At 47.3% G+C, this 15,780-nt stretch carries 9 protein-coding genes and 2 pseudogenes; 9 read left to right on the forward strand and 2 right to left on the reverse strand.

Annotated elements, in window-relative coordinates; all coding sequences use genetic code 11:
- Positions 1-21 precede the first annotated feature (21 nt).
- From KB559_RS20205 to KB559_RS25270, 5 genes and pseudogenes are all read left to right on the forward strand, one after another.
- Positions 22-858 (forward strand): helix-turn-helix transcriptional regulator, encoded by an 837-nt coding sequence (locus KB559_RS20205; RefSeq protein ID WP_211024452.1) that lies wholly within the window; start codon positions 22-24, stop codon positions 856-858.
- Positions 859-903: 45 nt separating this feature from the next.
- Positions 904-1,842: a VanZ family protein gene (locus tag KB559_RS20210; protein ID WP_211024455.1), complete on the forward strand. Its 939-nt coding sequence runs from the start codon at positions 904-906 to the stop codon at positions 1,840-1,842.
- 22 nt (positions 1,843-1,864) lie between these two features.
- Entirely contained in the window at positions 1,865-2,278 is a 414-nt protein-coding gene (locus tag KB559_RS20215; protein ID WP_247681974.1) for a VOC family protein, read from the forward strand.
- A 36-nt stretch (positions 2,279-2,314) separates the two neighbouring features.
- Positions 2,315-2,515, forward strand: a pseudogene (locus tag KB559_RS25265) (MerR family transcriptional regulator); the annotation flags it as partial.
- 471 nt (positions 2,516-2,986) lie between these two features.
- Positions 2,987-3,484: pseudogene (locus tag KB559_RS25270) on the forward strand (SDR family NAD(P)-dependent oxidoreductase); the annotation flags it as partial.
- A 94-nt stretch (positions 3,485-3,578) separates the two neighbouring features.
- On the opposite strand, the gene KB559_RS20225 reads toward KB559_RS25270, so the two are convergent.
- Together KB559_RS20225 and KB559_RS20230 are read right to left on the reverse strand one after the other, a co-directional pair.
- On the reverse strand, positions 3,579-4,769 hold the full coding sequence (locus tag KB559_RS20225) for a coenzyme F420-0:L-glutamate ligase (protein ID WP_211024461.1): 1,191 nt from the start codon (positions 4,767-4,769) through the stop codon (positions 3,579-3,581).
- A gap of 226 nt (positions 4,770-4,995) precedes the next feature.
- Complete coding sequence (locus KB559_RS20230; RefSeq protein WP_247681975.1) at positions 4,996-5,352, reverse strand: DUF4190 domain-containing protein; 357 nt, start codon at positions 5,350-5,352, stop codon at positions 4,996-4,998.
- A gap of 341 nt (positions 5,353-5,693) precedes the next feature.
- Between KB559_RS20230 and KB559_RS20235 the strand changes: the two genes are divergently transcribed.
- From KB559_RS20235 to KB559_RS20250, 4 genes are all read left to right on the forward strand, one after another.
- Entirely contained in the window at positions 5,694-9,998 is a 4,305-nt protein-coding gene (locus KB559_RS20235; protein ID WP_211024465.1) for an AAA family ATPase, read from the forward strand.
- Positions 9,999-10,241: 243 nt separating this feature from the next.
- A complete protein-coding gene (locus tag KB559_RS20240) occupies positions 10,242-13,682 on the forward strand; it encodes a stalk domain-containing protein (protein WP_247681976.1) in 3,441 nt (1,146 codons plus the stop codon).
- 187 nt (positions 13,683-13,869) lie between these two features.
- Positions 13,870-14,232, forward strand: a complete 363-nt coding sequence (locus KB559_RS20245; RefSeq protein WP_211024470.1) for a nucleotide excision repair endonuclease — start codon at positions 13,870-13,872, stop codon at positions 14,230-14,232.
- A complete protein-coding gene (locus tag KB559_RS20250) occupies positions 14,233-15,780 on the forward strand; it encodes a tetratricopeptide repeat protein (protein ID WP_211024472.1) in 1,548 nt (515 codons plus the stop codon).

Genomic DNA, 15,780 nt, shown 5'->3' on the forward strand with positions numbered 1-15,780 from the left:
GGAGTGGAGGGAAGGAATAAAATGCAGGGGGAACGCGAAAAGACTGGGCAATTAGCGGAATTTCTCCGTATCCGACGAGCCTCTCTGACTCCGGAGCAGGTAGACTTGCCTCCCGGTGAAAGACGGCGGACACCTGGTCTTCGAAGGGCGGAGGTTGCCGCACTCGCAGGTATCAGTGTGGATTGGTACACATGGCTGGAGCAGGGAAGAGATATTCAAGTTTCCATTCAGGTGCTTGATAGCTTGTCCCGTGCACTGAGATTTAACGACTTTGAGCGGAAGCATCTCTTCTTGCTGGCTGTAGGACATTTACCCCCGAATCAATATGCACCCCAGAACAACGTAAGCCGGCTACTGCAGGATTTCTTGGACAGACAGGGGGAAAGCCCCGCCTTTGTGGTCAATTCAAGGTGGGATATTGTAGCCTGGAACCAGGCCGCGATTCTTGTTTATGGAGATTATGAATCCATGTCGGCAAGAGAAAGAAATTCCATATGGCGCTTATTCACTACGGATTATGCCAGGCAAATGCTTGGTGATAGTTGGGAAGCTAATGCCAAACTTAGGCTGGCGCAGCTCCGGGCGAATTATGCAAATAAAGTCGGGGATCCTTGGTGGGAAGAGTTTATTGAGGATCTGAATCAGCAAAGCAAGGAGTTCCGGGAGTGGTGGCCGTTGCATCATGTTATAAATGTACCGGAAGGTGAAAAGCTACTTCATCATCCTGTTGCGGGTACCCTTCGTCTTGGCCATCTTTCTCTACAGGCTATAGACTCTGTTGATCTCCAAGTTACAGTTAATATTCCTTTGGATCCCCCAACAACTGAAAAAATAAAAAAACTACTTTCTGGATTATGATAATTTAAAATGAACAGGAAAGTCTCATCATGTGGAGGAAAGACCATGCAGTTGAAGAAACACCGCAAAATTATGTTCACCCTCACTATACTCTATACCGTATTTATTCTTTACTTTTTATTCTTCGCCTTCGGCAGAGCGGGTAAGGCCGATCAAATCTCCGAGTACACGTTCATGTTTCTACCGGACGGTTTTTTTAGGCTGCCGGATTTATCCGATCTTCTGCACCCTACGGTGATGGATTTGGTGGGTTTTGGGAATGTCGCAGCTTTCATTCCTTTCGGTATACTCATTCCGTTGCTATATCGGATGAGGTTTGTTCGTTTTATGACGCTGTTTATCCTATCTATTCTCGTGCTGGAGACCATTCAGGCATTCACCTTGCTCGGGAGCTTCGACATCAATGATGTCATCCAGAACACAACGGGCGCGGCCGTCGGATTCGGTGCGTACAAATTGGGCTTTCGTACTAAGAATGACTTGAGGAATATTGGTGTTGCGTTCATATCCGGCATTGTCTTGATGATTGGGGTATGGGGAGTCTTTGGGGTCCTTGATCAAGTGTTCACGAAGGAAATGGGCCCTTTTGTGGCAATCCATGAATGGGAGGATGGTACCGGGGTTCCAGTAACGGGAACCGAGCTGGCCCCGCTGAAGATTGGGGGTGAAGAGGTGCAACCTCAATATAATGTGTACCGAAGTGAAGGTAAAAACAAAGAAACACTCACGTATAAGCTAGGCAATAAGAAGGAGTTGTATCTTTACTTTAATTATGGCATTCCGGATCATCTGGAATCCCAGGGCAGCATTAAAGTTACCGTCGATGGGCAGGAGATGTTGTCCGCATCTGCCGAAGCCGGGCGACATGAGCAGGGTATGGGCTCTATTTTAATCGAGCAGGGAAACGAGCTTACAATAACTATTGAGGGGGATGAAGCCCTATGGGATGTGGGATATAGAGAGATGTTATATTCTTGGGAATAATCATTAGGAGAGGAGGCTTGTGATGAGAGTGAAATTAGAAGGGATTACGATTTTGGCGCTGGATGTACCTGGATTAACGAGCTTTTATCGGGATGTGCTGGGGTTCAAGGTGATCGTAACCGAAGAGAATTACACGGAATTTGAAAATGATGGCGTTCGTCTGGCTATTTTTTCGGCACCCTTAATGGCGGATAACACAAACGATCATCCTTCTTATGCGGAAGAGCGGAAAGGGCAGTCTTTTGAGCTTAATTTTGAATGTGATACTCCTGAGGATGTCTACGTGATGTATGATGAGTTGATTTCAAAAGGAGCGATAGGGATCACTGCGCCGAAAGTCATGTCCTGGGGGCATACTACGGGCTTTTTTGCAGATCCTGAAGGCAACATCCATTCTCTCTTCGCGGTTAACCCTGTTACGTCGGGGGATGCCTAGGGAAAAGACTTCAATCGGAGAGGAGCGGCGGCCGCGATGCTGAAGATTGGGGAGTTCGCAAAGCTGAGTGGCGTTTCAATTAAGACTTTGCGTTATTACGACAAGATTGGGCTGGTGCGACCGGACGTCGTAGACATAAACAATGGTTATCGCTTTTACTCCGAAGCACAGTTGCTGACCATAAAGAGAATCCATATTTTTAAAGAGCAAGGCTTTACGCTGGATCAAATCTCGACGTTTCTGAAGGAGGATATTTCGGAAGAAGGCGTGAGGAGTCTGGTGGCGCAAAAGCAAGCTGAACTCCGCCGCCTCATTCGGGAGTCGGAGAATCAACTAAATGCCATTAATGAAAGGCTTGATCGAGCCGAAGTATTTGCAGCTGCCCATGAAAAGGAATATCCGATTGCCTTGCGCAAGGTAAATCCGATGTTAGTTGCTTCGATACGCGCGATTGTTCCGATGTCGAGACTTTGCGTGCTGCTGGATGAGGTTATCCAATACGTTCGCGCCTACGGCGAGACGCAGGCAAGTAAGTCTATTGTTATCAAACACGGTAACGCAATAGACGATCAAGTGGATCTGGAAGTGGCATTACCGATATCGACGAATATGATACCAAGCAGCGATCGCGTTAGAATTAATGTTTTGCCAGGTCATACGTCCGCGGCATCCTTAGTACATCGCTGTGATCCTTACGACCATTCGGATAAGTTCGATATTCTCATAAATAATGCCGGTATCGGAACTTCGAATACGTTGGAGGAAACGACGGAGGAGTCATTCGATGAAATATTTGCGGTGAATGTGAAGGCACCTTTCTTCCTTATTCAACGAGCGTTACCCTTGCTTCGCGATGAGGGACGCATTATAAACATTTCTTCTGGCGTGACTCGAATCGCATTCCCTCACATCATGGCCTACAATCTTACCAAAGGAGCGATCAATACCTTCACGCTGCATCTTGCGCAATTATTAGGTCCGCGTCAAATTACGGTAAATGCGGTTCTTCCGGGGATTGTGGATACGGATGTTAACGCTCCTTGGCTCCATACTCCAGAAGGGCAGAAGCAAGCGAATGACATGTCTGCCCTTGGCCGAGTTGGACAACCGTCTGACATCGCGGATGTGACGGCGTTTCTCGCCTCTTCGGATAGCCGTTGGATAACGGGACAATTCATTGACGCAACCGGGGGTTCACATTTGTAAGTTCTACGGGGCGCTCAATCGGGTAAATCCGCCAACGTACCGAACTGCAACAAAAAGGATGTCTTGGTTTAAGACACCCTTTTTGTTACTGATCTTATTTTGTATAGTTATCGAAGTAACCTTGTATATAGACCATAGGTGTTCCTTTGTCCCCACTACCAGAAGTCAAATCAGACAATGATCCGATTAGGTCAGTTAATCTACGAGGTGTAGTACCTTGTGCTTCCATCGCTCCAACTAAGTCCTCGTTTTTATTCTGGATGTATTCAGAAATAGCTTGTTTTAACTCTTCTCCACGAAGGTGCGAAAAGTTGTTATCTGCCAAATATTTTAATTTCACTTCGTTTGGCGTGCCATTAAGTCCTTGAGTGTAAGCAGGTGATACTACCGGGTCTGCAAGCTCCCAAATCTTCCCGACAGGATCTTTGAATGCCCCATCGCCATAAACCATGACTTCAACGGTCTTACCTGTTAGTTCTTTGATTTTCGCCTGAATCCCATCAACGACGGGTTGGCAGTTGTTTGGAAATAACTTCACACTGTCTTCAGTTGCTTTATTTGATCCAAGTAGACCATAAGCTTCATTAAAGCCGCTGCCATTGATGGATTCTGAAAGAATATCATCGAGTCCATATACTTTTTCAGCACCGTTATTTGTTAAAATTCGTTTGGTTCTGAAACGTGAGTGAATATCACAAGTTAATACAGACTTTGTATAGTCTAAAATGGTTTTTGGATGGTTTGAAAAAATAACCTCGCAAGTTACTCCCTCAGCTTCAATCAGAGATTTATAATATTCGATGTAATCAACACCTGTAAATGTATGCTCTTTATAACCGAAATGCTCACGGAACTGAGCTTCTGTTAAAACATCCGTCCATGGATTTATGCCTTTAGCATCTAGTTCGTCGATGTCTACAAGGTGGTTCCCCACTTCATCCGATGGATAGCTCAACATTAAGACTATACGTTTTGCCCCTTTTGCAATTCCCCGCAGGCAGTTTGCAAATCGATTCCGGCTAAGAATTGGGAAAATAACACCAACGGTGTCATCACCGAATTTTTCTTGTATATCTGTTGCGATATCGTCAATGGACGCATAGTTTCCTTGTGCACGAGCGACAATGGATTCCGTTATGGTTACAATGTCACGATCCTCAATCGAGAATCCTTCACTTTTTGCTGCATTTAATACCGTATCAACTACGATTTGTTCGATATGATCTCCTTGGTTGATGATTGGACCGCGAAGCCCGCGTACAATTGTGCCAACTGCTCTTGTCAATATAATCGCTCCTCTAATCGAGTACATTTATATAAAATTAATAACTATTATTCAAACACTATAAGTTTACTATACCTTTATAAAATAATATAAGTGAAATTAATATTTGTTATAGTGCGTACGAAAACAAGGCGAACGTTCCCAGGTAGAGTACCGGAATATGATCACCTCATAAATGAATCTTCTTTAACCGCGTTCCAGTTTTGGGAAAGCGGTTTTGTTATGTCTACACATTATTTATAGCACTCATGAAGCCAATCACAAACGAGATAACAAAGGCAAGCACATTCACAGACGTCGAGACAATTCCGCAAACCAACCCTGCAATTGCCATACCGCGTCCTCGCACCTGCACTCGCTTGATTTCTTTAAACGATAAAGACGAGAACACAATCGCAAGGATACCGCTGAACAAGCCAACAATTCCAAGAACTATGATTCCTCCTATTGGCAAAGTAATTAAGGATATTATACCTAGTATTAAAGAGGTAATTGCTTTGCCACTCGTCTTCGCCTGTGGCGGAATATGAGATGGGGTTGGCGGATAAAACTCGTACTGTGGCCCTTTGTAACTGTTATCCAAGGGATGCCCTCCTATTAAATGAGTCATTATTCCTATTATACTTTTTAAAGTAAATTATTGTAAATCCATCTCGTAAATTAGTAACTTTTGCCGAACCGTGTCTCTCTATACAGCTAATTGTAAAAGTGTTGGACTCTGAAGATATGAGAGATTAAAATTTAAATAATAAATGGATATTCATATTTCCTGCCAAGGGAGAGTTAGTAGCCTTCAAACCATCTATAACTTGAGCTGAGAATACAATTAGACAGGTGTGTATAATCATTAGCAGTGATAGAAAAGTAAAAGACTTTATAACGAGCCATCCCATAGAGCTGGATAGTTTCATTGAACTCTCCATTATGTTGTCGGAAATGGTGCTCCGCGAACATCAACAAAGTGCGTTGATTGGATGCTTGAGCCCCTTTAACGTCATTATTCAATGTGAAGAAAAGAAAGCATACATAACGGAGATCGGAGAAGGGCATCCGGCTTACAAGTCTCCCGAACAATCGGGTCGGATCCATGGCGTACCGGATGAACGAAGTGATCTCTATGCATTAGGTGTCATTCTCTATGAACTGCTGTCCGGCCAATTGCCTTTTCTTCCTGAAGACGGCGAAGATTGGAGTTCTGCACATATTCGCAGAACGCCTCGGCCGCTGTCCGACACTGGGCAGGAAGAAGACGGACCGCTCCAGGCCGTATTGATGAAGCTGCTGTCCAAATCTCCGGAGGACCGTTACCAAACCGCATACGGGTTACTGGATGACCTGACAACGTGTCGGGAAATGCTGAAAAGCAGCGGACGGCTCGTGCCATTTGAATTGGGTCGCTTAGACAAAATCCGTTCGCTGGGAGTATCCGATGCCTGGTACGGGCGAAGCGCCGCAGTAGAACGGATGGAGGCCGGGCTTGAGCAGGCTGCTCAAGGCAATAGTGTATTTTTATGGGTGACGGGTCAGGAGGGAGTCGGCAAAACGGCGCTCGTTCGTAGACTTCAATTGAACGTCGTCCGGCGTGGCGGCAGTTTTGTAGAGGGGAAGGCAGAAGCCCTCCAGCAAGGTACACCATATGAGCCGATTCTTCAAGCCATACGGCAATGGGTGCATCAGTTGTGGAGCGAGCCGGCCAATATCATTTCACAACTAAGGATGATGTTGCAGGCCAAGTTTGGACGAGCAGCGCAGGAGATTGTATCCTTTTTGCCCGAGGCAAAGCCGCTGTTCGAGGATGAGATGGAGCCGTCGACAGCCCTCAACGACAAGAGGGGTTGGGAGCATTGGGGAGAGCGCCTGCCGGATTTGATTCGTTGTTTGGCAGAATGCAGCCCCCCACTCGTTTTGTATATTGATAATTTGGAATGGGCCGACCCCGGAACGCATGCGGTAATTCGATCGCTTGTGCAGGAGCGCGCAGTGCCCGGATTGTTCCTGATTGGAGCTTGCCGGACGGAAGAGGGGGGCGCTTCCGGTTTCGTTGAACCAGACCCGTACCAAGATCCGGCGGCTTCCTGGCTACCCGAGAGATGGACTAAGAATCCCGAGGAACAAGTAGCCCTTCTGCCGCTCACTTATGAAGACGTGAGCCAATATGTCTCCGATGCCCTACATGAAAATTCCGCCCGTATTCGTCTTCTGGCAAGGTCGGTTTACGATCAAACCGGAGGTAATCCCCGGGCCGTACGTCTCTTGCTGGAAAACTGGCTGCAAGAGAAAAGACTCGGCTTTGACGAGAAACGGCGTAAGTGGTCCTGGGATCCGGAAGTAACCCGGCAAATAGGCGACCTGAAAGCTAATCTTCGCCTGATGGAGACAAGCTTCAACAGGCTCTCGGACGACATGAAGGAGCTTCTGGTCATGGCTGCCGTGATGGGGCCGGTTTTTCGCTTATCGATTCTTGCAGAAGCGTGCGACATGTCGCCGGATGCCGCATTCCATAAGCTTCAAGAGGCGGAGGTGGAAGGACTCATCTGTCGCGAGGATGAAGCGGAGCATGGGGACGAACAGGATAGATTCTACTTGTTCGTAAATGAGTCCGTTCACCAAATGGTTTATGGTATCGACTCAGAACGTAACGCGCATCGGCACCGAAAGATAGGTCAATTGCTACAACGCCGTCCTCCGGAATGGGGAGATGATCTGATCGTAACGGCGATCGATCATTTGAATCTGGCCTCGTCGATTCTGCCGAAGCATGAGGTGCGTCAACTGGCTGAGCATAATCTTGAAGCGGGGAAGAAGGCATTGGCAGAAGGGCGGTATGCAAAAGGGAAAGAGTATGCCGAAAACGGGCTTCGTCTGTCAGCGGAGTTCGAGGCGGGAGAACTCCATGTTGAACTGCGGTTGGTTTTGGCATGGACGGAGTACATGGACGGACATCCCGAACAGGCGAGAGGGATCTTGTCGGATTTGAACAAGAACAGCGGGTGGATGAGCCGAACGGAGCGTTCGCGTATATGGTCACCTTTAATTCAATTTCATGCGTTTGTGGACAACGAAAAGGCAATCCAATTCGGAAAAGAGGCTCTGGCGGCCTACGGATGGAAGCTCCGGGAGAAGAGTTCCCTGTTGTCTATCGCCAAGGAAGTCTTGCGGACAGGGATCCTGTTGTATCGAAAACGTAACAAGCCTTATCGGTTGTCCGATCCTCCCGATCAGGAGTATGCGGAGTTAAGTCTACTGTTGGTGCAGCTTTTCTTTCCGCTGCTCATGCATGACTCGGGAGCGTTGCTTGAACTGTATGCGCGGTTTATTCGTTACGGGCTCCGTAAAGGGATAAACGAGTCACTGGCTGTCATGATCAGCGAATACGAACTGATCATGCAGAGGGTGCTTCCGAGCTATGTTCAAGCACCTCCGATTGCCGAACGGGTGTTTAAGCAAATGGCCGATACCTCCAAGTTCAGAAATCAGCATTTGTCTACTTTCGTGGGTGGCATGTCCAAGCAACTGGACAAGCCCTCGGAAGCTTCCGTCATGCTGTACAAGTCGATGCGCCAAGGATTGGAAGCCGGGGAAAAGGACTTTGCCAACCTGGCCCTGATTACCTGTCTCGTGACGCATAACGGAGACCTGTATGCTTTGAAGGAGTTGCTACATTACTTCGAGGAGAATATGCGTCAGAACGCCAACGACACGACGATGGAGATGGTGCGGATCGCAGGAAGCTATCTAAAGGCGCTGCAAGACGGTTCCCGGATAGAGAGCTTCATCGCTATTGCGCAGGCTCCGTCCAGTATCGATTTGGAACCAAGGGAAGGAGACAATTATAGCTGTGGTTGCAGGCTAGAAGTCGCCTACTTGTCAGGCAATTATCGGGAAGCGTTGTACTGGGCGAAGCAGGGAAGGACTAACGAACTGCCACTGGACCGGACGAGAATCCGAAAGCAACGCTTCTATGAGAGTTTGACTTTAGCTGCTGTATTCTTTGAGAAGGATGAGGAGGAGCGCAAGCAGATAAGGAGGACTCTTCGCCTTCAATTGCGGAGAATGAGAAGTTGGCAAGGATTTCTTGGCAATACGTCCTCGGCGTATCTCCTGATGAAGGCGGAAGTGGAACGCATTGCCGGGAATCCGATGCTTGCAGTACCCGGGTATATGGCTGCGATCGGGCAGGCAAAGGCTGAAAAGTATGCATTAATGGAAGGGATCGCTTGCGAACGGCTTGCAGTCTGCTATAGAGACGATCTATTCAGCCGGACCGGAGCCGCGATCGCCTTGGTGGATGCCAGCGCTGCTTACGCCGAATGGGGCATAACCTCCAAGGTAACCGGAAACAGAATCCAACATACCGAGATGGTGGATCGGGCTTCTACGCAGCAGGAAAGGCCAGCCTTGGGAAAGGAAATTAAAAGCGATCGTACGCGCATGGATTTGCTCCGGCAAAACGCTCAAGCGGAAAATATAGAAGCAGTGAGCGAAAGCGAATACGAGCTTTTGCGGCAACTCGTCGACGGACCCGGCAAGCCCAAGCAGGCTAGCTGGACGACAAGTCTTTTGGAAGCGACGCTTCAACAAACAGGAGCCGATCGAGTCCTCTTGTTGAGTCACCGAGAAGATGGGTTCGCTATTGAAGCGAATGGGTTGGAAATACAAGGGAAGGAAGCGGCATTCGAAATGTATGCAGAGAGCGTCCTGTGCCATACGGCAATGACGGGTGAGCCGCTTGTTCTCGATGATGCAATCCGGGGTTTCTGGATCAAGGATCCCTATATTGAAGCACAACAGCTCCGATCGATCTTGTGTATGCCGGTAGCAGTTCCGGGTGAGCGGACTTCCTATTTGCTCTACTTGGAAAACCGGCATTTGCCGGGTGTGTTTACGGAGCGGGATGTAAAGGTGTTGGAGCTTGCAGCGACGCGCATCATTTATGTCAAACTGCTGGAAGATGAGGCTGGGGGCGCCAAAATGGCAGGTACCGAGGAAGCGGCCCCTACTTCTGTCTCAACAGCCGACCAAAGGGAGTTGACCGATCCGCTGACCGAACGAGAGTATGAGATTTTAATGGCGATCACGGAAGGATTATCGAACCGGGAAATTGCTGATCTACTCGGCATAGCTGAAACAACGGTCAAGACGCATGTATCCAGAATCATCAGCAAGTTGGGCGTAAAGCGGAGAGGGCAAGCCGTCGTACTAGCGAGAGAGCTAGGATTGATAGAGTGACAAACAAGGGAGCGAGCCTTATAGGGGCCGCTTCCTTGTTTTAGGGTGAATCTCCCATGCTGGGTCTATCTTTTTTTCCTGAATACTACTTTAGTAGGACTTAAATCACTTAGGATTCGATTATTATGTCTAGATAGTGTCGAATGATAAGGGGATCTAGTAAGGAGATAAGCCTAACTGATGAGGTGAAAGGGGAACTATATGAGGAACATGTTTAGTCGTTTGTTAATCGTTGTTATGATTATGACTTTAATTGGAGGCACTGCTGCAGGGGCTGCTGGAATTCAAGACGAACCGTCCCGGGGTGGCCGCCAGGAAGCTCTTTCAAGGGTATCGAATTTTGCAGGAAGCGGTAATTTTGACGATTGGGATGGAGCGGCATCAAAGGCTTCTTTCCGTACACCTCAAGGAATCGCTGTCTTAAAAGATGGTTCCGTGCTTGTGGCGGACACTCAAAATCATCTCATTCGTCAAGTAAAGAATGGAGAAGTCACTACTTATGCAGGTTTAGTGCTTGATGAAGACAACGTCACTCCTGAGGGAGCTTGGCAGGACGGGTCTAAGCAGGATGCCGTATTTAACGGTCCTTCGGGCATAGATATAGACACGAATGGCAACATCTACATAGCGGATTCGGACAATCACCGGATACGGAAAATATCTAAAGACGGAATGGTTACCACGGTTGCCGGTGATGGCATCATCGGCGATGAGAACGGCTTAGGTGCAGGAGCGAGATTCCACCATCCTCAGGATGTGGCTGTTGCTGCAGATGGAACGCTGTATGTTGCGGATACGTTAAATCATTTGATCCGTCAAGTCACGCCAGATGGGCAAGTGACCACGCTTAACGCTCCGTCTGAACGCGTGGTAGAGGTTGAAGCCGGCTATGTGGTTCCTGCAGGGGACTATGCGGATGGTGAATTGTCGGCATCCCGGTTTAATGAGCCTACCAGCATTGCAATTGACCATAAAGGCAATCTATATGTAAGCGATACAGGGAATCACGTGATTCGCTATATTGACCTGGCCAAAGGTATGGTTACAACCGCAGCGGGCTTGGCCCCGGGGGAGAGACCTGTATATGCGAATGGAAGCCTGTATGCCGAAGGCGGGTATGCGGATGGATCAAGTTCAGAATCGCGTTTTCTGTTTCCTAAGGGAATTGCTGTAACGGAAGAGAATGGACTGGTGATCGCCGATAGCTTGAACCACACGATCCGTTATCTTGTGGATGGATATGTGAGTACAATTGCCGGTGTGCCTGCGCAGTTTGGTCAAGTAGATGGCATCAACGGTCACAACCTGCTTCACAATCCTGCCGATGTAGCGGTGCTGCCAAGCGGTAGTCTGCTCATTGCGGACAGTTACAACAATAAAATCCGCGAGCTTGAATATTACCGGCTTCCATCCAATCTGCCCCGCAACGAGCAGGTGAAGGTGGCGGTGGATGACTCGGTAATCAGCTTTGACGTACAGCCCGAGGTGGTAAAGGGTCATACGATGGTACCTTTGAGAGCCTTAAGCGAAAAATTGGGCTACAAGGTTGGATTGTCGGATAACCAGCGTACCATTGAATTGACGAAGGGCAAGGTAAGCATCCAACTGCAACTGGAAAGTGAACTGGTATCGATCCGGAATGCCGCAGAGGACACGGAAGAGCAACAGGTGATTGAGGCAGCGCCTTATACAAAAGATGGCCGTATCTACGTTCCGGTCAGATTGTTCAGCGAAGTATTCGGAGCGGATGTGCAATGGGACCTCTCTACGAAAACCGTTATTCTGCGTGAAATTGAGGAAATTGTCGATAAGTTGCCTGCCTTAAATCGCAATTCGCGCGTGGCGGTGCTGGATCAGATTAAAGGAACGGTCTGGATCAATCAGGCGGGAGGTTCATTGACTTATCGGGCCTACAATGGGATGAAGCTTCACCAAGGGGATCATATTGTCACGGAAAAGAATACGTCTGCGATCATCAAAACAGCCGACCGTGAGGATGAAATTACGCTTAGTGAAAACTCGAAGCTGTATATTTCAAATTTGAGTTCCAGTAATACCTCTCATATCAAGCACACGAGCTTTATGTTATGGAGCGGGCTGGCTTCGGCCAATGTGTCCTCGCTGGTAAATGCCAAGGATACCTTCAACATTCTGACGCCGACGGCTGTGACTAATGTTCGCGGCACAAATTTTATGGTGAGCATCGATCCGGTTACGGGGTTGCCGACGCTTTCGGTGAACAGCGGCCTGGTCCAGGCAAGCGGTAACGGATCCAGTCAGAATCCGGCACTTGTATATCCTGCGCAGCAGGTGAACCTTTTCCCGGGACCAGATTCGACAATGCCAAATCTGCCAGCTATAGTTGACCCGGCTGATTTCGTTAATCAAGCCTCACCGGCTGTCATCGAAGCCTTATTAAAGGCTAAGCAGAAAATAGATCAGGAAAATGCGGAAATGTTGGAGAAAATGCGCAACGAAATTACCGGCACTATGTCTGGCGAAAATTCGGGTGGCTTGACTCAAGATGATCTGGAACGATACCAGAATAACTTAGATAATCTGATTGCGAATATTTTAAGCCAGGCTCTTGATCAGAAAAAGATCGAATCAGGCCCATTGCAGGCACTTATCGATGAGTACAATAAACAATCCGGTAAAAAGATTGATTTAAATAATATCCAGCCGCTTCAATTGTCGGATGAGGAGAAGCTGGAGCAGGAAATGCAGAAAAAATTAGCAGAAGAACAAAAAAGGCGAGTGGAAGAGCAAAACAAGGAGCGTCAACTAGCCGAGCAAAAACAATCCCTGATCGCCAAGCTGGAAGCGGAAAGAAACCGGATCGAACAGGAAAATAAAAAGAGACAGGAAGAAGCCGCTAAGAAGGCAGAGGAAGCGTATAAACAAAGTCTATCGGATGCTGAAAAGCAAAAATTCGAGGGGCAGCAAAAGGCTCTAGAGCAGAGAAGGCTTCAGCAGGAGCAAGCACGACAATCGCCGGCACCGAGTCCTGCGCCGGCACAAACACCAACACCTGCGCCAGCTCCTTCACCTTCACCTTCCACACCGACAACACCGACAACACCGACAACACCGACAACACCGACAACACCGACCAATACTGCCCCAGCGGTGGTTGAGCGTATATCCGATATCATGGTGAACGTTGATCTTCCTTACGAATTCAATTTAAGTAAGGTATTCCATGATGCGGATGGAGACGAGTTAACCTTTACCGTCCGTTCGAGTGATGAGGCAGTTGCAGAGGCAGTTGTTGAGGAAGCTATGCTGATCATTAGGCCGACCGGGAAGGGTTCTTCGGGCATTCATATTACGGCTGATGATGGAACAGGCGGAGTAACTGAAACTTCCTTCCGTGTCGCGTACTATGGAGAAATCCAAGAGTTGAGGGCTGAAGTCACGTCCGATTTCATTGGACTCTACTGGGATGAGTATGGGGAAGAAGGGGTAACATATCAAGTTTATATGAATGGCGAACTAATCGATTCCGTTGGTAACTATTATATTGTTCTTGAGAATCTTGAGCCGGATACGGAATATAACTTCCGGGTAATCGCACTGAACGGTGACGAAGAGATCCAGGCGTTCGGCGACTATTCGGTAAGGACAAACCCACTGCCCATTGACTCTGATCCTATAGAAGACGAAATGATTATATCGGAATAATAACGTCCTAACATTCACTAGCGGCTATTAAAGGGCACCCCTTCGGGTGCCCTCTTGCCATATACGCTCATGGAGCACCTATATCCGTGAAGCGAGAATCGTAAAAAGTTGGGTATAATGATACCATGTAGTAAGCTCGGTGTACGAGCACCGTACACAATCTAATAAGGCAAAGGAAGTAACTATTATGATCAATATCATCATTCCCACCCCTAATGTCACTATTACCAAAAAGGTTGACCCTCAGGAAAGCAACATTTACGGCTTCACCGAATTTCACCTGATCACCAGAGAGTTAGGTGGGATTTTCATGTTTTACAACGATAAAGATGAATTGTTGTTCGTAGGAAAAGCCAGAAAGCTAAGACCGAGAATCAAAAAACATTTTGAGGATTCCGTATCCCCGATCAGAATGCACAGAGACGAAGTAACGAAAATCGAAGTTTGCATCGTGGAAGATCCTGTTCACAGAGAAATTTATGAAACGTATATCATTAATGACGGCAAGGCCAAATATAACGAAGACAAAGTATTTTATAGGCAGGCCTAAATGACAAGCAATCCTAAACAATGTTACCGTTTCAGTGAAGCACCGATCTGGAAAGTCCAGCGAGAATATTATGAAGAGAAGGGAACGAAGGCCTGGAATAATGACCAAGTTCCCCAATATATAACGAGTAATCCCATGATCGCTGCTGCCTATGCAGAAATGATCTTTGGGTTTCTACAGGATCGAGCGAATAGGGGAAATGGCTCTGAGCCAGTGTATATTGTGGAGCTTGGGGCAGGAGCGGGACGTTTTGCTTTCCATTTGTTACACGAATTGTGTCAGTTAATAGACTACGCTGGGATCCCACTGCCTCCGTTTCGCTATATCATGACGGATTTGGCCATGGATAATGTTATGGCATGGAAGGGGCATCCCGCGTTTCAAAAGTTTATTGCCGAAGGGTTACTGGACTTTGCGCGATTTGATGCGGTGCATGATTCCGTGCTGAACCTCATTGTATCAGGCACAACGATTCGTGAAGGAGATTTAAAACAACCGTTAATTCTTGTGGCCAACTACTTCTTCGATAGCATACCGCAAGAATTGATTTACATTGGCGATGGGAAAGTTTATGAAACGGATGTTTATGTTGAACAATCTGAACATCATGATTCACTTAAACCAGCAGATTGGTTAGATCAAATCACTTTAAGCTATGAGCATCGACGAGCGCCCGAGTACGAACAAGAAACCTATCCTTACCGCAATGTGATTTCCCTTTATCAGGAACAACTAGAAGACTCGCATATTTTATTTCCTGCTGCGGGTATCGCTTGTCTAGAGCATTTGAATCGGTTATCCCAGTGTGGATTTCTATTGATAACCGCAGACAAAGGAGATCACTTGCTGGATAGCTGGAAATTTGCAGAACCACCCGAGTTGATTTTACATGGAAGCTTTTCCTTAACGGCAAACTACCATGCGATGAATTATGTCTATGAACAAAAAGGAGCTGCGGCGTTATTTCCTCCGCATCATTATAAAAATATTAATGTGGGCAGTATTCTCCATTTGGATAAACCAATGGATTATCACAACCTGCGATTAGCTTACCGTCGTTGTATTGAACGCTTTGGTCCTGATGATTTTTTTAGTATGAAGTGGTGGGTGGACCGCAATCTGGATAGTATGGGGTTGCAGCAAATCTTAAGCTTTTGGCGTTTGGGCGGCTATGATGCGGAATTTTTCATTCAGAGTACGAAGCGGATTTCCAACCTGTTGCCTGAATCAAATGAAGACGAAAAGCAGGATTTGCTTAGAGGCATTCAACTGATGTGGTCATCGTACTACGTCATGGAGCAGCGATATGATCTGGCGCTTGATGCGGGATTGATCCTATTCGAGATGGACATGTACGAACACTCCAAATATTATTTGGAGATTTCGGTACACGAAGAGCAAGACGAGGTCGTATCTACTGTATTTTATTGTCTAGCCATTTGCTGTTTCGAGTTAGACTTAGTTGAAGACGCCAAGAGGTACTTACAAAAGTTGTTGGAACTTGAGCCTGAAAACGAAGAGGCATTAGCGCTGCTGAGCCACTACTGA

The sequence above is a fragment of the Paenibacillus sp. Marseille-P2973 genome, assembly GCF_018101095.1.
Taxonomy (GTDB): Bacteria; Bacillota; Bacilli; order Paenibacillales; family Paenibacillaceae; genus Fontibacillus; species Fontibacillus vini.